Source organism: Stenotrophomonas sp. yr243 (genome assembly GCF_900184195.1).
In the GTDB taxonomy this organism is placed as follows: Bacteria; Pseudomonadota; Gammaproteobacteria; order Xanthomonadales; family Xanthomonadaceae; genus Stenotrophomonas; species Stenotrophomonas lactitubi.
The window spans coordinates 898,905-918,581 of the sequence record NZ_FXWT01000003.1 but is presented as its reverse complement, the minus strand read 5'-3'; the positions used below and the strand labels follow the sequence as shown (position 1 = coordinate 918,581).

Here is a 19,677-nt window from a genome sequence, read left to right as displayed (position 1 = left end):
CGCAGTTGCTCAATGACTGTGATCACCAGCAACGAGTGCCCGCCCAGTTCGAAGAAGTTGTCGTGGCGTCCCACCTGCTCCAGTCCCAGCACCTCCTGCCATACCGCAGCGATGGCCAGTTCTGTCTCCCCCACCGGCGCCTCGTAGCCACGGGCGGCGACGGCGCTGGCGTCGGGCGCCGGCAATGCAGCCCGGTCGAGCTTGCCGTTGCTGGTCAGGGGCCACTGTTGGACGCGTACAAACGCGGCGGGAACCATGTAGTCGGCCAGGTGCAGCAGCAGATGGTCGCGAAGCTCTGCGGCACTGGGGTCCGATTCCGGCTCTGTGATCACATAGCCAACCAGGCGTTTGTCGCCGGGGCTGTCCTCGCGTGCAAGCACCACCGCTTCGCGTACCCCATCACACGCCTGCAGGCGGGCCTCGATTTCGGCCAGTTCGATCCGGAAGCCACGAATCTTCACCTGGAAGTCGTTGCGGCCCACGTACTGCAGTTCGCCGCCGGGCAACCAGCGGCCCAGGTCACCGGTGCGATACAGTCGCGCCGACGGGTCTGAGCTGTAGGGGTCGGGCAGGAAACGCTCGGCAGTCAGCTCGGGGCGGTTGAGGTAGCCGCGCGCAATGCCGTCACCCCCCACATAGAGCTCGCCGGTCACCCCGATCGGGACCGGTTGCTGGTGGGGGTCCAGCACCAGGACCCGTAGATCCGACAAGGGCCTGCCAATCAGACTGCCCTGCCCCGCCTGAACGTCACGCCGCTCGATGCGGCGGTACGTGGCATGTACGGTGATTTCCGTGATGCCATACATGTTGATCAGCTGGGTCTGATCAGGATCATTGCGTGCGATCCACGGTGCCAGCATGGGCAGGTCGAGCGCTTCGCCGCCGAAGATGACGTAACGCAGGCGATGCGTCGCGGTACTGTCAGCCTCCGCTGCGATCAGCTGCCGGAACGCGCTGGGTGTCTGGTTGAGCACGGTGACGCCTTGCTCGATCAGCAATGCATGGAAATCCCGTGGACTGCGGCTGACAGCTGCGGGAACGATGACCAACCGACCACCGTGCAGCAGTGCACCCCATATCTCCCATACCGAGAAATCGAACGCGAAGGAGTGGAACAGTGTCCACACATCCTCGGGGCCAAACTGGAACTGCGCATCGGTCGCCGCGAACAACCGGGCGACTTGACCATGCTCCACCATCACACCCTTGGGCTGACCGGTCGAGCCAGAGGTATAGATCACATAGGCAAGATGATGAGCATCTAACGCAGGAACGGCCGGCGCGTGCGTGGGCGCCCCGGCGATGCGGGGGGTATCCACTGAGATCACCGGCATCCCCGCCGCTATCGGTTCGATCATTGGGCGAAGACTGCGCCCGGTCAGCACCGCCACCGGTTGGCAATCGTGCAGCATGAACGCGAGACGTTCAGGCGGATAACTTGGATCAAGAGGGAGGTAGGCAGCGCCGGCCTTGAGAATGCCCAGCAAGCCCGCGACCATGTCCAGGCCTCGTTCGAAACAGATCCCGACGCACCTGTCCGGGCCGGCACCCAACCCTTGCAACACGTGAGCGATCTGATTTGCCCGACAGTCCAATTGCTCGTAGCTCAACGTGACGCCGTCGAACTCGATTGCGACGGCCGCCGGATTCGTGCGCGCATGCGTTTCAAAGGCGTGATGGATCAGCGGCGCGCAGCGATACCCGCGCGTGACTGAATTGAACTCATGGACTACCTGGTTCCTTTCGGCCAATGGCATCATCGATAGCGTGTTGACGTCGACGCTAGGGGAAATCGATGGAAGGCGAGTCAACAGGTGTTGGATATGGACCGCAATCTGCTGCGCATAAGCTGTGGACAACAGCTCCCCATTGAACGAGACATCAACCACGAGGTCTGCATCAGGATCGTAGTCGCGAATGTAGAAGGCAAGTGGCGTCTGCTCGCAACCATTGTTCAAGGCGACCGCGTGCGCATCCCCTCCAAAATAGCCTTCTGTTTCGCCGAAAGATTCGAACGAAACACTCACATCGAACAGGCGCTGCTTGCGTTTTGCCTGGACAAGGCTCTTCTTAAGCTCGATCAGCGGGAACCGTCGATGACGAAGTCCCTGTTTCGTACACCGAGCGACACTGCCCAACAACTGCGACAATGATGTCGGAGCGCGCAGATCAATGTCCACCAAGAGAACGGAGGCCAGCATGCCTGCCGTCGCCTTGCTTGTAGCACCATCTCGGTTATGGATGGCCAGCCCCACCGTGGCCATCCCCTCGCCGTTGGTCCTGGCGAGGTACAGTCCGATGAAGGCCAGTATCAGGTTGGAAACAGAACATCCTGACGATGATGCCCTTTCTGTAAGCGCATTGTAGACAGCGCGCCCGAGAGGAAAACGAATGACGTTGGCACCGACTGCAGCCGACGCGTTGGACGGCATTGGCGCAAGGGCTGGTGCAGCGCCGTCGGGATATCGACCTAGCCAGTAAGCACGATCCCGCTGGAATCTCTCAGAGGCAAGATATTTCCGATGATCCTGGATCTGTCGAAGGAAGGATCCGGGCGCGCGTGCGGGCATCACCCCGAGATAGGCGTCGCTCAACGCTCTGCATAGCATGCCGACGCCCACGCCATCCATGATGATGTGGTGGAATCGGAAGAATACGCATGAATGCTGGGCGGATATCCTGAGTAGCGTACATGACCAGGGAAGCTCGCTTGGCTGCAGGGAAAATAACCGCCGAAATTCCCCATCCATCGTATCTCGCCAATGCGATCCGGCACCCGCATCCGCATCGATCACAATCAGCTTTACATCAACACACTCCAAGAGTTGTTGAAACGGGCGTCCGCCCTCACTTCCAATCACGATACGCAACGCATCGTGCGTGCGCGCAATTTCGTTGAGTGCACGCTCCAATCGAATCGGGCAGACATGCCCCATGACTTCGATTGACGCTCCTATGTTCTGACCGGGAAGGTCCGGATGTGCCGCCTGGTCGATCCATATCAATTGCTGATTGCCTGACAGGCCCAGCACGTCTTCTTCGGCAACGGTCAACTGCATACCTTCCCTTCCATAGGTCAGAACGAGGTTGCATCAACTGACAGAGATACTACACGCAGCAGTCGCTAATCCTGCCTTGGAACTCTCTGCAGTGTCCATCCAGCACAGCCCAGGCGGCGCACTGCCTGAGCCTAATCAGTCGAGAGTATGTCAACGTGCGGCGACTGTACAGACCATTGGGAAGGCATGGTTGCCCGATCACCCGGCAATGGAGGCAAGACGATCAATCCATCTCCGTGAAAGCAATTTACACACCATGCTAGGATTCCGATCAAACCCGGGGCAGTCGTTCTACGATTGGCCCGATTGTCAGCGCGATGTTGAGTCAGCATCCCGCGTATTGGCCGTGCTCGCGATAAATATTCATTATCACCACAAGATAGGCAGTTCATAGGCATTGCTAGAGCACTTCAGTCACCGGGCCCTTTAGGTCGACAGAAGGCTGCACCGCCCCCGTTCGAACAATCTCCATCCCCCTAACCTCACCCACAGGCACAAGCTCAGTGGCTCTCCTCGCCTGGTCCCACAGCGCATAGCTGTCACCAAGCCGCCCAATCAGATTCAGGCCACTCTGCACCTGGCCATCGACACGCACAGCCACCGTGTACTTGCCACTTCCAGATGAAATCGCCCTGGCACGTTCGAAACCCAGCCAGCTCGAAGCAATCGAGACATAGACCAGCATCACCAGGGCGTAGATCAACCTGGGAGAGTCCTTGACGGCCGATGGAACAATCGGTGAAAGGCGCACGGCCAAGGCACAAACGCCAGTCAGAAGTACTCCTATAAGAACAGGCCACGCGCTCGCCCACCAAAGCAGCGCACCCAATCCCGCAAAGAAGAGCACTGGCGCCAACCATGCGAGCAGCTTCCGCTCAGAACTGCTGCTCGCCAGTTTAACTTCCAACCAGCCGCCGATCAGTAGCGCCACCAGCATAAGGAACAACACCGTGCCGATACCCGTGAGGCCGGCCAGAGCCAGCTCGCCCACTGCAACAAACTGAAAGGGATCAAGGCCAAAGTGGCCCCAATACGCCTTGAGATAGAACGCCCCTTGAACCAAGCCAAACGTGACTAGCGCCGAGCCCCATCCGGCGACATCGGTCATCGTCAGTTTCTTCTCCGTACGCTCCATGTATCCCCTTCAATCAATGCAGTCCCGCCACAGAGTGACATGCAGCGCTGCGCCCGACAGGGTTTAACCCACTTGCCGTGACGCATCAGGCCAGATTGCCCCCGTTCCATTGGCGACCCGCCCCACGCCCACTTATAGTGCCAGCCCCACAAGGACGAGACGGCACACATGCCCTACATAGGAATCGGACTGCACGTACTTGCAGCCATCTACTTCGCGGTGCACGCCATCCGCTCAGGCCAGAGCCTCTACTGGCTCATCCTGCTCTTCTCGTTCCCGCTGCTCGGCAGCGTTGTCTACTTCCTGGCGATCTACTTCCCGGAAGCCCGCAACTCGCGCGGCGCCCGACAGGCAATGCGCTCCGCCAAGCGGCTCATGGACCCCGGCCAGGAGCTGCGCAACGCACGAGCCGAACTGGCGCGCACGCCCACCGTGCAGAACCGTCTCCGCCTGGGCATGACGCTGCTGGATGCCGGCCAGACAGAGGAAGCCAGAACCCTGCTCGAGCAGGCCGCCAGCTCGCCACTGGGCGATGATCCGTACATCCTGACCGGCCTGGCCCGCGCGCGCCTCGACTCCGGGCATGCTGCGCTCGCTGCTGAAACGCTGGACGGCCTGTTCACCCGCTACCCGGACGCTCGCCGCAAACCAGAACAAACCCTGCTGTATGCGCAGGCACTGGCCGCGACCCAGGCACCGGAAACCCGCGCCGCATTCGAACGCGCGGTGGAATGCGGAAATGACGCGGCCGCTCGCTGCCTGTTCGCCGAATGGCTGATGGCACAGCCGCAGCCCGCCGACCGTGAGCAGGCCCGCAGCCTGTTCGCCAGCATCATCGACGATGCCAAGCATTGGTCACGCCACGCCCGTAGCCATAATGCCGCCTGGCTGGAGCGAACCAAAGTCGCGTTGAAGGGCTACTGACGCCTGACGGCCTCTGGTAATCCTGTCGCATCCGCCCCGCTCGCGATCCCGCCGGGCGGATGCCGACGGTCCGCAGTCAGGCACAGCCGACATCGCCGATAGCATTGCAGCGCAAGGCTCCAGCCTCGCTGCGTCGCATGCAACGATTCTGAAAATATTGAAAGTGGTGTCGGCTTCAGCCTTACTGCATTGGCATCGCGAACAACCGGGCGTATTCCTTGCTGTGCCACCTTGAACAGGTGGCCGGGATTCGAAACCCCGATTGTGTGGATGTAGTTTGCGCTTGCCAGCCGGCACCGCCCCGCGCGGTGTCGGCTGGCAATCCGTCTGCCGGCTATGGCGGGCGGTGCGTGGAGGCCTTGCGCCTGCCCGGTCATCCACACACGGGGTTTCGAACCACGCATCGTCCGCCACCTTTATCGGTGGCGGCTTCTGCCTGCACGCAAGGAGCCCTGCCATGACCAAGTCCTACTCCCCTGCCCCGCAATCGATTCGCGACGTACCCGCGAACGGCCCGGCGCTGGATCCGAACACACTCATCGCCCTGCTGCACAGCATCGGCTCGGGCGTTGCCGCCAACGGCCAGCCCTGGCCAGAGCGCCATCAGCTGCGTGGCCGGCAGATGGCGCTGGCTGATACCGATTGCTCGCTGACGGGCCTGCGCGTGGTGCTGGAAGTGCTGCTGGCTGCAGAACGCACCCGCCAGAACGGCGAGCCGGACCAGTACGTCGGCGACCGGGTGATGGAAGGGTTGATCATGGCCGGTATGGGGCTCGCAGCCCACGCAAGCGAACGGCTGCAGCCGGCAGACTGAAGGACTGCCTTGGTAAGGTGCACGCTGGTTGTGCACACTCCGCTGATGAAGGTGCACCACGCAGTGATGTGGGTGCTTTTCCTGGCGATGGTCGTTGCAGCACGGATTCATTGGCCTGAGCCTGAAGAGCCAGAGATCCTCGCGTACCGGGGCGAATCCGATGAGATGTTCTCGACGCTTCGTCGCCACGCTTTCCGATTCGCAGAGTCGCGGGCAGGGGACGGTTTCGAGTTCCTGGATGGGCCGAACGCAGCGTCTTCCTTCCAGATTCAGTGCAGGGGTGTGCCGGTACTGTACGTGGAGAGGCGGCACCCTCTTCTGTTGATCAGCCTGCCACTTGGGGCCGGGCGACGGGCGCCTGCGATCTTCCACCTGCAGGCCACGCTGGAGTGGCCGCTGCAGCCATTGAGCTATCTGGAGCAGTCCCTGGCGGGCGTGCAGGAGCCAATCGTGCAGGATCGATTATTGCTGATGGTCGCTGGCGGCGTGCCTGAGGAGGAGCGCTGTGAGTGACGAGAGCTATCGCGCCAGGGCCTCGGCTAAAACGTTCCCCATCACGTCAGACTTTGGCATTTGGCTCACTGGGATTTCTGCTTGCTCAAACCACGCCCGGCCAGCCTCAGGGTGCGGACCAGTCAGAACAACTTTTCCCGAGCCGTAACGATATGAGGCGGCACTTATGTCGCCATTTTTATAGTGGCCAAGCGCCTTGAACCCAGCAGAGGGGGAAGCAGGGAAGTAGGGCCCGTCCTGGAAGAACATCTGAACCTGATGCCCAAGCCACTCCACGGCAACGGCGGCGTCGTCAATCGAATGCACCGGAAAGCCGGGACGGCCGACGGCACTGTCCAGCTCTTCGTCAATCAAGCCCAGGTTGTTCGCGTCCGCCAAATACGCGCCCATACATAAGCCAAGGTAGTGACCGCCTTGATCAACGTACGCCCTGATGGCGTTGGAACGCTGCCCTCCTAAAGCTCGAAGCGCCGCTGGGATGTTCTGGCCTCCGCCTGGCTGGATGTACAGATCGAAGCGCTTGAGGTTTTCAGGGGTAACGTCCAGCGACTCATCCGGCCCGACGTACTCCACCTGGTATTTTCCCGATGCTTCGATCGAGCGTCGAACGGTCTCTGAGCAGTCATCGCATCCCGCGTCGCCGCGATAGATTGCGATACGAGGAGGCGTCGAGGATAAGGCGGCGCCCGAGATCAGTAGCAGTGCTGCCAGGAGCGTGCCTGTCCGCAGGAATTTAGCCACCGAAAGATCTCCGCTGGTTCACTGAAAACGTCTGCATAGGATGGGGGTGAGAGCGGTGGCAGGTGGCCGGATTACGCTGCACTGCGGGTGAATTTGCTCTGAATCCAATGGGCAGAGGCGATGCGGGAGCATGTCCATTGCGCCCCCTGTCCCACTGGGGTTTGTGGCGGGCACCACATCGTGGCCTGGAGGGGCTTCGGGTGGCGTTTTTCCGGCCAGTGGCCGGCACTATCCCTTGCATTGTGGGGGTCCAGAATTGGAATTACCGTGACGCGTCACGGTGAATGGCGTGAACCATCAACCGGGTATGATGCCGACTTTCTTGCACTTGCCGCGATGCAGCGCGCGCGTCGCTGTTGGCTACGCGCCGGTGCAGTTGAGACCCCCACTTACTTCATGCTCGCTCCCTATTCTCCCATCATCATCTGGGCGGCCGTGGCCGTTGCCACCGTCGGCCTGCTGTTCCGCCCCTTCCGCATTCCGGAATACATGTGGGCGCTGGGCGCGGCCGCACTGCTTCCGCTGCTCGGGGCGGTGTCGCTCGGCACCACCTGGCATGCGGTCGCCGAAGGGCGCGATGTCTACCTGTTCCTGATCGGCATGATGGTGCTGGCCGAACTGGCGCGGCGCGAGGGCCTGTTCGACTGGTTGGCGCTGTATGCGGTGCGGCATGCCGGCGGTTCGGGGCGGCGCCTGTTCGATCTGGTGTTTCTGGTGGGCACGGTAGTAACGGTGTTCCTGTCCAACGATGCCACGGCGGTGGTGCTGACGCCTGCCGTCTATGCGGCATGCAAGGCGGCGCGCGCTAATCCCCTGCCCTATCTGTTCGTGTGCGCGTTCATCGCCAACGCGGCCAGCTTCGTGCTGCCCATTTCCAACCCGGCCAACCTGGTGGTGTACGGCAACCACATGCCCTCGCTGCTGCAGTGGCTGGCGCAGTTCGCGCCGCCCTCCTTGGCTGCGATCGGCGCCACCTACCTGGTGCTGCGCTGGGTGCATCGCCGCGAGATCGCACAGCCGTTGGCAGCGTCGCCCGAGCATCGCCCGCTTACCGAGGGTGGCCGGCTGAGTGCGCTGGGTGTGTTGTTCACCGGCACCGTGCTGCTGGTGACCTCCGCAATGAACGGCCCGCTGGGCCTGGCCACCTTCTGTGCAGGCGCGCTGAGCGTCGCGGTGGTGGCGATCCGCCAGCGTCACAGCCCGCTGCCGCTGTTGCGCCACGTGTCGTGGGGCGTGCTGCCGCTGGTGGCCGGCCTGTTCGTGCTGGTTGAAGCGGTGTCGCAGACCGGTGTCATCCAGACGGCGGCCAGCAACCTGCAGGCGCTGGCGCAGACCTCGCCGCACCAGGCGGGCTGGCTGGCTGGCGCCTCGGCCGCACTGCTCAGCAACGTGGCCAACAATCTGCCGGTGGGTCTGGCGGCGGGCTCGCTGGGGCAGATGGCCGAGCTGCCGGCGCAGACGCGCGCGGCATTGCTGATCGGCGTGGACCTGGGCCCGAACCTGTCGGTGACCGGTTCGCTGGCCACCATGCTGTGGCTGGTGGCGCTGCGCCGCGAAGGCGAGCATGTCAGCGCGCTCGACTTCCTGCGGGTCGGCGCGCTGGTGATGCCGCCCGCGCTGATCGGAGCGTTGCTGCTGCTCTGATCGGGGCGCGGGCGCCGTACAGGCCTAGAACGCCACCTGCAGGCGGGTGTTGAAGGTGGTGCCTTCGTCCTTCCCTGGTCCGGTGCCGCTGCGGTTGTTCGTCTGCCAGCGGATGGCCTCGAACATCACGCGACTGAAATCGTTGAGGTACCAGTTCGTGCCCAGCGTCCACGCATGGCCGGTACCGCCGCTGGGCAGTTCGGCGTAATCCACGTCTTCATAGCGTGCCTTCAGCTCCCACGCGCCCCTGCCGCCGCGTGTGACCGGGTCGGCCACCTTCACCCGGCCCCAGGTGCCGGCCTTGCCCGAATAGGCCGGCGTGGCGCCGGCCAGGAACCAACCGGCCGAGACGGCCCAGGCCTGGTGGTCGAGGTCGTAGCGACCGCTGGCATCGGCACCGCGCAGGTTGCGGGTGCCCCATTCGCCGGTCGCCCAGGCCGGGCCGAAGAAGCCCGCCAGCTCTGCGCCATAGCCGGTGCTGCGCTCGGCGCCCAGCAGCGTGCCCGGGGTGATCTTGACCAGGTCGTTGAAATGCCCGGCGATGGCCGAGCTGCGCACCACGCCGCTGGCGCCGGCAGCGATCTCCTCGTGGAAGGCCCATGCGCCCAGATGCACCGTCGCGGTGGAGCTCTCGATGGGGTTCCAGTGCACGCGCGTGGCCCAGGTCTGGCTGTCGTTGTCGGTGCCGGCGTTGTTGAGGTCATTGCCCGCCACCGAAAGGCTGGCGTGCCAGCCCTTGCCGTACACGCGCTCGGTAAGGCCGACACCGAACAGCCCGCGCTGCGGCAGCATCAAGGTGCCCACCACGTTGCGGTCCTGGAAGGGTGTGTTGGAGGTGCTGCTGGAGCCGTCGATGCCGCGATCGTTCAGGCGGTTGCCGACGGTGAGGTCGGCAGGCAGGCCGAACAGGCGGTGATCGACGGTGGCGTAGACCGATTTCCAGGCCACGTCGTTGTCGGCGAAATCGCCCTCCACGGCCCAGCCGAAGATGCCGTAACGGCCTTCGGCGCCCAGGCGCACCGAACGGATTTCGGTGCCGGACAGGTTGCGGTCGTTCACCGCGGAGCCGTCGGTGCTGGAGGCATCAACAAACAGGCGCCCGCGCGGCCGGAAGGTGACGTTGCCGTCGGCGCTGCTGAACTCCGGCGCCCCCTTCGACCAGGACACTTTGGGCTGTTTGGACTGTCCCGATTCCAGCGCGGCAACCCGGGTTTCCAGCGAGGGCGCGGGCGTTGCCGTTGTCGGTGATTGGGCTGCAGTGCCCTGCCCGCCCTCGACAGCGCGCAGGCGCGCCTCCAGCTGCTGGATCTGCACGGCCTGTTGCTGCACCAGTTGCGAGAGCTGGGCTTGGCTCAGTGGCGCAGGCGGTGATGACGTGGACTGGGCGCCGGCATGGCCAGTGGCCAACAGCAGGCCAAGCGCGACCGACAGCGCTGCCGGCAGCAGCACGGTGGAATGGTTCATGGTCTCTCTCTCCGGCCAGCCGGCCCCCTGGCCGGGCGCTGGCCTGTTGCGGTGGTGCGGGGGAAGATCGGGGAAGGAGGCGCGCGCCGCCGGATCAGCCCGGCGGCGCGGCAAGCGGGCTCAAGCGGCCGCGCTCAGCTGGTGGCCTGCGTCTGCGCGTTCGGGCGCCAGGTGATCAGTTTGTTCTCGACCACATCCAGCATGGCGTCGATGACCAGCACGAAGGCGGCCAGGATGATGATGCCGGCAAACACGCCCACGGCATTGAAGTTGCCTTCGGCCTGGGCGATCAGGTAGCCCAACCCTGCCGAGGCACCCAAGTACTCGCCGATGATCGCGCCGACCACGGCGAAACCGACCGAGGTGCGCAGCGAGGACAGGATCCAGCTGGCCGCAGCCGGGAAGTACACGTGACGCAGCAGGTCGCTGCGGCCTGCGCCGAGGATGCGGGCATTGGCCAGCACCACCGGGTTCACTTCGCGCACGCCCTGCATGGCGTTGAAGAAGGTGGTGAAGAACACCAGCGTGACCGCCAGCGCCACCTTCGACCACAGCCCCAGGCCCAGCCACAACACGAAGATCGGCGCCAGCACCACGCGCGGAATCGCGTTGAAGCCCTTGATGAAGGGGTCCAGGATGCGTGCCGAACGGCGGCTCAGGCCGAGCCACACGCCACCGGCCACGCCCAGCCCGGTGCCGATGATGTAGCCAAGCGCGGTTTCGGTCAGGGTGATGTAGACGTGCTGGTAGAACGAGGTATCCGACAGCCAGGTCCAGGCCTGCTGCACGATCGCCGTTGGCGAGGGGAAGAAGAACGGATCGATCACGCCCAGCGCGATGCCGCCTTCCCAGCCGCCGAACACGGCGACCACCAGGGCCAGCTGGATGAATTTGTCAGTCTTGGCGTGCATAGCTCTTCTCCACTTCGCCGCGCAGGCAGGCCCAGATGTCGCGGTACAGGTCGGTGAATCGTTCGTCCAGCTTGATTTCGGCCACGTTGCGCGGCCGCTCCAGGTTCACGTCGAAGCTGCGCACGACGCGGCTGGCCGGGCCGGAGGACAGCACCACCACGCGGTCACCCAGTGCGATCGCCTCTTCCAGGTCATGCGTGATGAGGATCACCGAGCGGCGATCCTCCTGCCACAGCCGCAGCAGTTCGTTCTGCATCAGGTGGCGGGTGTGGATGTCCAGCGCCGAGAACGGCTCGTCCATCAGGATCACCTTCGGCTCGACGATCAACGCCTGCGCCATCTGCACGCGCTTGCGCTGGCCGCCGGACAGCTGGTGCGGGTAGCGGTGCTCGAAGCCCGTCAGGCCGACCTTGGCCAGCCAGGCATTGGCCTTGGCCTTGCGCTCGGCTTCAGGCACGCCACGGAAGCGCAGGCCCAGTTCGACGTTCTGGTAGGCGGTCTTCCACGGCAGCAGTGCATCCTGCTGGAACAGATAGCCGACCGATTCCTGCACGCCGCTGACCTTGCGGCCATCGATGGCGACGTCGCCGGACGACGGGGTCAGCAGGCCCGCCACGGAATTGAGGATGGTGCTCTTGCCGCAGCCGGTGGGGCCGACGATGGCGAGGAACTCGCCGTCGCCCACCTGGATGTCGACATCGCGCACGGCGGTGAATTCGCCGAAGGACATGGTCACCTTGTTGATGGCGACCATGGTCTGTGCAGGCTCCAGCTGCGGCGCGCCGTTGAGCTGGCGCACGGTGGCATTGAGGGCCATGGGGTTACCTCCGCTTAACGTTGGGCAGCCGGCGCCGCAGCGTGGGCACGCTCGACGAAGGCATTGGTGTAGGTCCTGGACAGATCGATGTTGGCCTTGGCCACGTCCGTGTTGAATTCGCGCAGCACCTTCAGCGGTGTTTCCAGATCGGCCGCGGTGAAGTGGCCATCGGTGGTGAAGATCGCGCGGGCGTTCTCCACGGCGCGGGCATAGGTGGCGCGGTCGCCGGAGACATAGCTGTCAGGCAGGGCCGCGACGATGTCTTCGGCGCTGTTGTCGGCGATGAACTTCAGCGCCATCTGCTCGGCGCGGGCGATCTTCTCGGCCGCTTCCGGGCGCTTGTCCAGGAAGCTCTGGTTGGCGTACATCACCGAGGTCGGGTACAGGCCGCCATAGACCTGGCGCGCGCCGTCATCACTGCGCGCGTCGAGGATGATCTTCCCGACCTTGCGTTCGGTGATCAGGGTGGCGGCAGGATCGTAATTCACCAGCAGGTCGATCTTGCCCTGCTCCAGAGCGGCGACCGCGGCGGCACCGGACCCTACGCCGATCAGCGAGATGCTGTCGATCGGGATGTCATGCTGGGCCAGGAAATGCCGCACGAAGAAGTCCGACGAGGAGCCCGGTGCGGTGATGCCGACCTTCTGGCCCTTGATGGTCTGCGGGCGCGCAGGATCGAACGTGGCGTCTTCGCGGCCGGCCATCACCAGGCCGGAATTGCGCGAGAGCAGCACGAAGGCGACCACGTCCTTGCCCTTGGCCTGCATCTGGATGGTGTGGTCGTAGAAGCCGACGGCCACGTCGGTGGAGTTGGCAACCAGCGCCTGCAGCACCTTGGAGCCACCCTGGGCGAAGTTCTCGGTCTTCACTTCCAGGCCGACGTCCTTGAAGTAGCCCTTGGCGTCGGCGATGAAGAACGGCAGGTTGTTGAGGTTGTAGGAACCGACGCTGATGCGCACCGGGGCATTGTCGCCGCCGCGCGCGGCACCGCCGGCGGCAGTGGCGTCCGGCTTGCTGCATCCGGCCGCGGCCAGGCCGACCGCGCACAGCGCGGCCATGAAGAACTGCTTGTACATCATCCCTCCCAGGAGTGAAGCATCTACGTTGTGATGGCGGGCAAGCACGGCTGTGCCGGCCCGACCGGTTTCAGATCATGCCGCTGACGTCCATTTGCGGGCTTGGGTCGCACTGGCCCTGGCGGGCGCGGGCGACGTGGCGAACACGCGACCTTCAAACAGACGACGTGCGGTGCGCACCACGCTGGCGACCACCGGCGCGTCGTCCGAGCTGCGACTGAGGCCCACCTCCAGGGCCCCACTCGGATGTTCGAGGGTAATGCTGCCGGGCAGCGGCAGGCACCCGACCAAAGTGTGGGCCAGCGTGCCAGGGGTGACAGCGGCGGTCGCGATACCCACTGCACCAGTAATGGCCAGCGCGGTGTGGCACTGGTGCGGCATGAAATAGCGCACCTGCAGCCGCCCGCCGTGTTGCGGTGCGGACAGCAGCACCGGCTTGGGAATGACCTTGTTGCCGGCGTCGGCGATGCCCATGCGGGCGCCGGCCTCGATACGCAGCGCCTCCAGTCGCGCCATGAACGCAGCATCAGCATTCAATTCGGCAGGTGAGGCATCGCCGCGTACGCCCAGGTCTTCGGCCTGCACCAGCATCAGCGGCATCGCGCAGTCGATCAGACTGACCGGCACGCCGTCGATGGTTTCCCGGGCATGGCCACTGGGCAGCAGCTTGCCGGTACGTGCCCCGGCCGCGTCCAGGAAGGACAGCCGCACCGGCGAGGCCGAACCCGGTGCTCCGGCAATGCGCGTATCACCCCTGTAGACCACGTTGCCGCCCGGGGTTTCCACCGTGGCGATGATCAGCTTGCCGGTGTTGACGTTGTGCACGCGCACTTCGGTCTGCGGGTCCTGTGCCTGTACCAGCCCGCGCTCGATCGCATACGGGCCCACGGCCGCCAGCATGTTGCCGCAGTTGGGTGAGGTATCGACCACCTGCTGCTCCACCCGCACCTGGGCGAACAGATAGTCCACGTCAGCATCGGGGCGGCTGGAGCGGTCGATGATGGCCACCTTGCTGGTCAGTGAGTTTCCGCCGCCGATGCCGTCGATCTGCAGCGGGTGGCCCGAACCCATCACCTCCAGCAGCAGACGGTCACGCTCGGCGGGATCGGCCGGCAAATCGCTGGCCAGGAAGAACGGTCCCTTGGAGGTGCCGCCGCGCATCAATACGCAGGGAATGCTGAGCAGATCGTTGGACATACGTGTGATAGATTGATGCGTATAGGGGATGAATGACCCCTCTGTGATTCGATACTGGCATGACCCCAATTGATCTGTGAATTGCTGATTTTTGGATGATTGATACCCGATGAGCATCAATTGCGAAATTCTGGATCTGCGCGCGTTCCTGCTGGTGTCGGAGACCCGCAGCTTCCATCGCGCTGCCGAGATCCTGCATGTCTCCCAGCCAGCGTTGAGCCGACGCATCCAGAAGCTTGAGCAGGCGGTGGGCTCGCCGCTGCTGGAGCGCACCACGCGCAGCGTCAGCACGACGGCGGTGGGCGAGAACCTGTTGCCGCTGGTGCGGCGCATGCTGGAAGAGTTCGATGGATCGCTGTTCTCACTGCGCGGCCGCGAAGATACCCGCGGCGCTACCGTGACCATCGCCTGCCTGCCTACGGCGGCGTTCTACTTCCTGCCCAGCGTGATGGCGCGCTTCCACGAAGCGCATCCGAACGTGCGCTTCCGCATCCTGGATATCCCGGCCACCGAAGGCCTGCAGGCGGTGGAGCGCGGCGAAGTCGAGTTCGGCATCAACTTCATGGGCGCCAACGACCCCAATCTCGATTTCGACGTGCTGGCCGAGGATCCGTTCGTGCTGGCGTGCCGGCGCGATCATCCGCTGGCCCGCAAGCGCACGGTGGAATGGGCCGATCTGGCCGAGCACCAGCTGATCACCGTGCATCGCACCAGTGGCAATCGCACCCTGCTGGACGGCGCATTGGCGCGCGAGAACCTCAAGCTGAGCTGGCATTACGAAGTGACCCACCTGTCCACGTCGCTGGGCATGGTCGAGGCCGGCATCGGGGTATCGGTGCTGCCGAAAATGGCGACTCCCGACGGCGAGCATCCGACGCTGGTGACGCGTTCAATCGGCAACCCGGTGGTGTCGCGCACCATCGGTATAGTGCGCCGTCGCGGTGCCCTGCTCTCGCCTACTGCGGAACGCTTTCTTCAGATGTTGATGAGCCAGTGGCGCGCGCAGACCTGAGTGCGGCTTAGTCCGCAGGGCGTGTTGCAGCTGTGGCTGTGTTGCCGCCAGCAACGGCGCTGCTGGCCAGCAGCTGCTCGGCCAGCCCGCGGTAGATCGGCACCCGGCAGACCATGCCGGACACGCCCCGGGCAATCAGCACGGTGGCCAGGATCGGCAGTAGCAGATCGCCGCTGTCGGTCAGCTCCAGCGAGATCACTGCCGAGGTCAGTGGCGCCTGGGTCACGCCTGTCAGGTAGGCGCACATGCCCAGCAGCACGAACGCCTTCGGATCCACCGCCGGCATCAGCACCGCCAGGTTGTGCCCCAGCCCTGCCCCCACCGCGAGCGCTGGCGAGAACAATCCGCCAGGGATGCCTGCCACGTAGGACGCCAGATTGGCGAGCAGCTTCATCAGGCCGAACTCGTGACCGACGATTGCCTGCCCCTGCACCAGACTGCGCGCCTGCTCGTAGCCGGTACCGAACGCGCCGTCGCCGAAGATCAGCGCCAGCACCACCACGATCAACCCGCAGGCCGCGGCCAGTGCCACCGGATGGTCCCGCTTGAGCCTTCCCAGCCAGCGCGGATGACCGGACATGGTCAGCAGTACGACCCGCGCGAACAGTCCGCCCAGTAGGCCGGCGACCACGCCACACAGCACAATGGCGCCCCACGCCTGGCCCAGAGGCAGCAATGCCGAAACGTGGCCGAAGTAGGTGTAGTTGCCCAGCAGGCCCAAGGACACCACGCCGCCCACGATGACCGCGGTGAGCAAGGTGCCCGAGAAGCGGTGCTCGAAGCGCCCGCTCAACTCTTCGATGGCGAACACGATGCCCGCCAGCGGCGTATTGAAGGCCGCGGCGATGCCGGCCGCGCCACCTGCCAGCAGGAAGTGCGACAGCTCGCGGGGATCCTTGAACCCGAACCAGCGCCCGAACAGGTACATCAGGCTGGCCCCCACGTGCACGGTGGGGCCTTCGCGGCCAACCGACGCGCCGCCAAGCAGGGACAGCGAGGTCAGCAGCAGTTTGCCCGCCGAAACCGCAGGCGAGAGGTTGACCTGCCGGAATTCCGGGTCCGGCTGTTCCAGCGATGCGATGACCTGCGGAATGCCGCTGCCCCGGGTGGGCCTGAGCGCACCGGCGGTCAGCCAGGCCAGCAGCGCGAAGATGCCCGGCGTGAGCAGCAACGCCCACCACGGGGAATGGGCAATGACACGCTGGAAGACATGGAAGGCGGCATCGCTGGCCTTGGCGAACACGATGGCAACGAGTGCTACGGCCACCGCGCCGCTCCACAATGCCGCGCGCCGGCGCCATCCTTCGGTCAGCACCATCGCTGAAATACGGGCGCGGAGACGTTGAAGATCGAACATCGGGCGATTCTGCTAGCGCGCGTGGCACCAAGGAAGTGGCGAGTGTGGCGGCTGAGCCTGCTGTATCCGGTGAAATGGCAGGCTGCTTCCCAGGCACTGCTGCCGGATGCAGGAATACACGCAGTCGATCCGCTCCTGAGCAGGAATCCGCCCAGGCCTGTCCGGTTTCCATGACCGCAAGCCAAGGCCCCGGAGCGGTGGCGCGACTCCGGGCGGGTTCTGCCTGTAATTCTAGCGGCGCAAGGCGTCGATGATCACGCCGGTGGCGATCTCCACCAGCAGGTATTCCGTATCCGACTGCCGCACCCAGCGCTGACCGCGGCCGGGGTCGCGCAGACGGTAATGCGCGTAGTCGTCCACCCAGTAGCGCCGGTCGACCTCGGCCCAGGGCAAGCGGTCACCGCGGCGCCATGCTTTCTTCTGCCAGCCCGGCGGTGGTGCGTCGCGCTTGTGGGGGCCGCCTGCATGGGGCGGCGGTCCGTTGCCACGTGCATGGTGCGGCGGATCGGCCCAGGCAGGTGCGGCGACCAGAGCCACTGCGGCGCCAAGTGCAATGCCAAGCAAGCGTCCGGTTTTCATGGGGATGCTCCCGGTCCAGCCGCGGTATGCGGCCTTGTGCCACGGAATATAGAGCAGTCCCCGTGAACGGATCCATGCGCGCCACCAGGCCCGCCCGGACGTCCGCCCGCCGCGCCCATCCGCCCGTTGTGGTGCTGCAATCAGAGACAGACAGACTGTGTATCCTCGGCCCGTGCCCGGATCGCCGCCCCTGCCCGAACATGATGCCGATGACGCGCTGGAGGCCCGCGGCAGCGCCACGGAGGTGTTTTCTGTCTTCATCAGACTGGGGCTGACATCCTTCGGCGGCCCCATCGCCCATCTGGGCTATTTCCATCGCCAGTTCGTGCAGCGCCGACGCTGGCTGGATGATGCCCACTTCGCCCAGTTGTTGATGGTCTGCCAGTTCATTCCGGGGCCGGCCAGCAGCCAGATGGGCTTTGCCATTGGCCTGTTCCGTGGCGGCTGGCGGGGCGCGTTGGCGGCATTCGTTGCATTCACCCTTCCCTCTTCGCTGCTGATGCTTGGCCTTGCCGTGGCAACCTCGCGATTGGATCAAGGTATCTACCCGGTCGTTGTCCACGGTTTGAAGCTTGTGGCCGTCGCGGTAGTCGCCCACGGCCTGCTGGGTATGGCGCGGCAACTAGTGCCCGACTAGTGCCCGATATGCGGCATGCGTTGATCACCTGCGTCGCTGCGGCGGTGACGGTGCTGACAGGCAATGCATGGGGGTCGTTGATCGCCGTGGGGTTGGGCGGCCTGCTCGGCCTGTGGCTCTGCAGGCGTGCAAAGGCGCCTGTTGCTGCGGTCTTTCCAGTCCCCTACAGCGTCCGTGGCGGCGCCATCAGCCTTGCGCTTTTTCTGGGCGGGCTGGCGGCTTCCTTTATGCTGCCCTCCTCTGCTGTGCCGACGGCACCCGGCATTGCGAGCGCGTTCTATCAGGCCGGGACCTTGGTCTTCGGCGGAGGCCACGTCGTACTGCCACTTCTGCAGCATGCGGTGGTCGACAGTGGCTGGCTCAGTCCGGACACATTCCTCGCAGGCTACGGCGCTGCCCAAGCGATGCCTGGCCCGATGTTCTCGTTGGCCGCGTTCCTTGGGGCAGAGACGCCGCTGGGCCTGCCCGCGGTGGCAGGTGCAGGGATCGCGCTGCTGGCCATCTTCCTGCCGGGATTCCTGTTGCTGCTGTCGGTATTGCCGATCTGGAACCAGTTGGTGCGCCGACAATGGGCTGCCAGGGCGGTGGCCGGGGCTGGCGCGGCCGTCGTCGGCCTGCTGGCTGCCGCGTTTCATGATCCGGTGTGGACGGACGGCGTGCGCACACCGTTCGATCTTGCAATCGCTGCCGTGGGCTTCGGGCTGTTGGCGGTTGCGCGGATATCGGCGGTATGGGTTGTGCTGTGGTGCGTCGTTGCTGCGCTGGTCGTACAGCAATTCAGGTAGCTGGCGATGCCGGCGCCCGGCAGGGATGCGTGCGCTCCTACCCCCGAACCTGAGTAGGATTCAGGCCCAGTCGCCTGCGCAGCAATCGCCTGAGCGTCGCAGAATCGCCCAGCCCCACCTGCGCGGTCACCTCTTCCACCGAAAGCCCGCCGCTTTCCAGCAGCACCCGCGCCCGGTTCAAGCGCACCGACTGGATCAACTGCTGCGGCCCGTAGCCGAGCACCTTGTTCACTTGGCGGTTGAGGGTGCGTGTGGATATGTTGGCCCGCGCTGCAAGCGTGCCCACGGTGACTGGTTCCGGGAGTGTCTCTGCAATGTGGCTGGTCAACAGTGCTATCAGGTTGTTCTCGGGCACCATCATCGCCGGCGACATATACAGCGACTGCAGGCGACGCTGCTCGACCAGCAATGCCTGGCCCAGCATGGCAGTGAGCTGCTCGCCGAAGCGCTGACGCAGGACGTAAAGCACCAGGTCCATGTGTGCCATGGCGGCGCCAGCAGTGACCAACGGACCATCCGCATGCACCATGCGGTCGGGCTCCACGCGCGTGTTGGGCGCCACGCGCCGCAACGCGGATGCCAGCCACCATGTTGTGGTCACACAGCGTCCATCCAGCAACCCGGCTGCGTTGAGCAGAAACACAGAAGAACAGGAGCCTGCAATCGTGCCGCCCGCTCTGGCATGGCGACGCAGCGCAGCGACCAAAGGCGGAATGTCCGGCTGGGCCAAGCGCGCGTCGAGTTGGCTGGCATCGTCGATGTCCAGCCCTGGCAGGATCCAGCATTCGCGTGCAGAGGAGCGCACGGGCAACCTGTCTGTCTGCAGTTGCAGGCCGTTACCAAGCTCGATGATTCCAGGCGTCACCGCGCAGACCCGCCAGCGCGGCGGTGCAACCCCGACCCGGCACGCCAGCTTGGCCGCGGTGGTCAGAAGATCAAGGGTGAGGGTGACGCTGGAGGCAAAGGGCGCGCGCGGCACCACCAGGACGAAATCATGCATTGGCTGATTCTG

18 protein-coding genes are annotated in these 19,677 nt (G+C 64.6%); 7 read left to right on the top strand and 11 right to left on the bottom strand.

Annotated elements, in window-relative coordinates:
• A partial coding sequence (locus QOL57_RS16985; protein WP_283401537.1) for an amino acid adenylation domain-containing protein occupies positions 1 to 3,059 on the bottom strand: 3,059 nt, incomplete at its 3' end.
• A gap of 400 nt (positions 3,060 to 3,459) precedes the next feature.
• On the bottom strand, positions 3,460 to 4,167 hold the full coding sequence (locus QOL57_RS16980; protein ID WP_244900581.1) for a hypothetical protein: 708 nt from the start codon (positions 4,165 to 4,167) through the stop codon (positions 3,460 to 3,462).
• 195 nt (positions 4,168 to 4,362) lie between these two features.
• Here QOL57_RS16980 and QOL57_RS16975 point away from each other — a divergent pair, with 195 nt between their 5' ends.
• The 3 genes from QOL57_RS16975 (at position 4,363) to QOL57_RS16965 (ending at position 6,445) form a co-directional block, all read left to right on the top strand.
• Complete coding sequence (locus tag QOL57_RS16975) at positions 4,363 to 5,118, top strand: tetratricopeptide repeat protein (RefSeq protein ID WP_089235663.1); 756 nt, start codon at positions 4,363 to 4,365, stop codon at positions 5,116 to 5,118.
• 457 nt (positions 5,119 to 5,575) lie between these two features.
• Positions 5,576 to 5,932: a hypothetical protein gene (locus QOL57_RS16970; RefSeq protein WP_089235664.1), complete on the top strand. Its 357-nt coding sequence runs from the start codon at positions 5,576 to 5,578 to the stop codon at positions 5,930 to 5,932.
• Positions 5,933 to 5,962: 30 nt separating this feature from the next.
• On the top strand, positions 5,963 to 6,445 hold the full coding sequence (locus tag QOL57_RS16965) for a hypothetical protein (RefSeq protein WP_244900585.1): 483 nt from the start codon (positions 5,963 to 5,965) through the stop codon (positions 6,443 to 6,445).
• 6 nt (positions 6,446 to 6,451) lie between these two features.
• Here the strand turns inward: QOL57_RS16965 and QOL57_RS16960 are convergent, their stop codons facing one another.
• Complete coding sequence (locus QOL57_RS16960) at positions 6,452 to 7,186, bottom strand: BPL-N domain-containing protein (RefSeq protein WP_089235665.1); 735 nt, start codon at positions 7,184 to 7,186, stop codon at positions 6,452 to 6,454.
• Positions 7,187 to 7,582: 396 nt separating this feature from the next.
• Here QOL57_RS16960 and QOL57_RS16955 point away from each other — a divergent pair, with 396 nt between their 5' ends.
• Positions 7,583 to 8,830, top strand: a complete 1,248-nt coding sequence (locus QOL57_RS16955) for an arsenic transporter (protein ID WP_089235666.1) — start codon at positions 7,583 to 7,585, stop codon at positions 8,828 to 8,830.
• 24 nt (positions 8,831 to 8,854) lie between these two features.
• Here the strand turns inward: QOL57_RS16955 and QOL57_RS16950 are convergent, their stop codons facing one another.
• The 5 genes from QOL57_RS16950 to QOL57_RS16930 all read right to left on the bottom strand — a co-directional run bounded on the left by QOL57_RS16950 (position 8,855) and on the right by QOL57_RS16930 (position 14,295).
• Complete coding sequence (locus tag QOL57_RS16950) at positions 8,855 to 10,294, bottom strand: porin (RefSeq protein ID WP_089235667.1); 1,440 nt, start codon at positions 10,292 to 10,294, stop codon at positions 8,855 to 8,857.
• A 134-nt stretch (positions 10,295 to 10,428) separates the two neighbouring features.
• Positions 10,429 to 11,205: an ABC transporter permease gene (locus QOL57_RS16945; RefSeq protein ID WP_089235668.1), complete on the bottom strand. Its 777-nt coding sequence runs from the start codon at positions 11,203 to 11,205 to the stop codon at positions 10,429 to 10,431.
• A complete protein-coding gene (locus QOL57_RS16940) occupies positions 11,189 to 12,022 on the bottom strand; it encodes an ABC transporter ATP-binding protein (RefSeq protein ID WP_089235669.1) in 834 nt (277 codons plus the stop codon). Before QOL57_RS16940 ends, QOL57_RS16945 begins: the two co-directional genes overlap by 17 nt.
• A gap of 14 nt (positions 12,023 to 12,036) precedes the next feature.
• A complete protein-coding gene (locus QOL57_RS16935) occupies positions 12,037 to 13,098 on the bottom strand; it encodes an ABC transporter substrate-binding protein (RefSeq protein WP_089237936.1) in 1,062 nt (353 codons plus the stop codon).
• A 75-nt stretch (positions 13,099 to 13,173) separates the two neighbouring features.
• Positions 13,174 to 14,295, bottom strand: a complete 1,122-nt coding sequence (locus tag QOL57_RS16930) for a 4-oxalomesaconate tautomerase (protein WP_089235670.1) — start codon at positions 14,293 to 14,295, stop codon at positions 13,174 to 13,176.
• 109 nt (positions 14,296 to 14,404) lie between these two features.
• Here QOL57_RS16930 and QOL57_RS16925 point away from each other — a divergent pair, with 109 nt between their 5' ends.
• The gene (locus QOL57_RS16925; RefSeq protein WP_089235671.1) at positions 14,405 to 15,307 is read left to right on the top strand and encodes a LysR family transcriptional regulator; all 903 of its coding nucleotides are present in this window, start codon (positions 14,405 to 14,407) and stop codon (positions 15,305 to 15,307) included.
• 7 nt (positions 15,308 to 15,314) lie between these two features.
• On the opposite strand, the gene QOL57_RS16920 is transcribed toward QOL57_RS16925, so the two are convergent.
• Positions 15,315 to 16,664: a chloride channel protein gene (locus QOL57_RS16920; protein ID WP_089235672.1), complete on the bottom strand. Its 1,350-nt coding sequence runs from the start codon at positions 16,662 to 16,664 to the stop codon at positions 15,315 to 15,317.
• A 231-nt stretch (positions 16,665 to 16,895) separates the two neighbouring features.
• Positions 16,896 to 17,243, bottom strand: coding sequence for an RcnB family protein (locus QOL57_RS16915; RefSeq protein WP_089235673.1), 348 nt, complete (start codon positions 17,241 to 17,243; stop codon positions 16,896 to 16,898).
• Positions 17,244 to 17,415: 172 nt separating this feature from the next.
• Between QOL57_RS16915 and QOL57_RS16910 the strand changes: the two genes are divergently transcribed.
• Both QOL57_RS16910 and QOL57_RS16905 read left to right on the top strand, forming a co-directional pair.
• The gene (locus tag QOL57_RS16910; RefSeq protein ID WP_244900587.1) at positions 17,416 to 17,880 is read left to right on the top strand and encodes a chromate transporter; all 465 of its coding nucleotides are present in this window, start codon (positions 17,416 to 17,418) and stop codon (positions 17,878 to 17,880) included.
• 8 nt (positions 17,881 to 17,888) lie between these two features.
• Positions 17,889 to 18,665: a chromate transporter gene (locus QOL57_RS16905; RefSeq protein WP_244900588.1), complete on the top strand. Its 777-nt coding sequence runs from the start codon at positions 17,889 to 17,891 to the stop codon at positions 18,663 to 18,665.
• A 37-nt stretch (positions 18,666 to 18,702) separates the two neighbouring features.
• Here the strand turns inward: QOL57_RS16905 and QOL57_RS16900 are convergent, their stop codons facing one another.
• Positions 18,703 to 19,665, bottom strand: a complete 963-nt coding sequence (locus QOL57_RS16900; protein ID WP_089235674.1) for a helix-turn-helix domain-containing protein — start codon at positions 19,663 to 19,665, stop codon at positions 18,703 to 18,705.
• Positions 19,666 to 19,677 lie beyond the last annotated feature (12 nt).

What these genes read in the sequence shown, in the direction of transcription:
- QOL57_RS16980 (WP_244900581.1), bottom strand. Translation starts at nt 4,167, where the DNA reads ATGACCGATGTCGCCGGATGGGGCTCGGCGCTAGTCACGTTTGGCTTG.
- QOL57_RS16975 (WP_089235663.1), top strand. Translation starts at nt 4,363, where the DNA reads ATGCCCTACATAGGAATCGGACTGCACGTACTTGCAGCCATCTACTTC.
- QOL57_RS16970 (WP_089235664.1), top strand. Translation starts at nt 5,576, where the DNA reads ATGACCAAGTCCTACTCCCCTGCCCCGCAATCGATTCGCGACGTACCC.
- QOL57_RS16955 (WP_089235666.1), top strand. Translation starts at nt 7,583, where the DNA reads ATGCTCGCTCCCTATTCTCCCATCATCATCTGGGCGGCCGTGGCCGTT.
- QOL57_RS16950 (WP_089235667.1), bottom strand. Translation starts at nt 10,294, where the DNA reads ATGAACCATTCCACCGTGCTGCTGCCGGCAGCGCTGTCGGTCGCGCTT.
- QOL57_RS16945 (WP_089235668.1), bottom strand. Translation starts at nt 11,205, where the DNA reads ATGCACGCCAAGACTGACAAATTCATCCAGCTGGCCCTGGTGGTCGCC.
- QOL57_RS16940 (WP_089235669.1), bottom strand. Translation starts at nt 12,022, where the DNA reads ATGGCCCTCAATGCCACCGTGCGCCAGCTCAACGGCGCGCCGCAGCTG.
- QOL57_RS16935 (WP_089237936.1), bottom strand. Translation starts at nt 13,098, where the DNA reads ATGTACAAGCAGTTCTTCATGGCCGCGCTGTGCGCGGTCGGCCTGGCC.
- QOL57_RS16930 (WP_089235670.1), bottom strand. Translation starts at nt 14,295, where the DNA reads ATGTCCAACGATCTGCTCAGCATTCCCTGCGTATTGATGCGCGGCGGC.
- QOL57_RS16925 (WP_089235671.1), top strand. Translation starts at nt 14,405, where the DNA reads ATGAGCATCAATTGCGAAATTCTGGATCTGCGCGCGTTCCTGCTGGTG.
- QOL57_RS16920 (WP_089235672.1), bottom strand. Translation starts at nt 16,664, where the DNA reads ATGTTCGATCTTCAACGTCTCCGCGCCCGTATTTCAGCGATGGTGCTG.
- QOL57_RS16915 (WP_089235673.1), bottom strand. Translation starts at nt 17,243, where the DNA reads ATGAAAACCGGACGCTTGCTTGGCATTGCACTTGGCGCCGCAGTGGCT.
- QOL57_RS16905 (WP_244900588.1), top strand. Translation starts at nt 17,889, where the DNA reads ATGCGGCATGCGTTGATCACCTGCGTCGCTGCGGCGGTGACGGTGCTG.
- QOL57_RS16900 (WP_089235674.1), bottom strand. Translation starts at nt 19,665, where the DNA reads ATGCATGATTTCGTCCTGGTGGTGCCGCGCGCGCCCTTTGCCTCCAGC.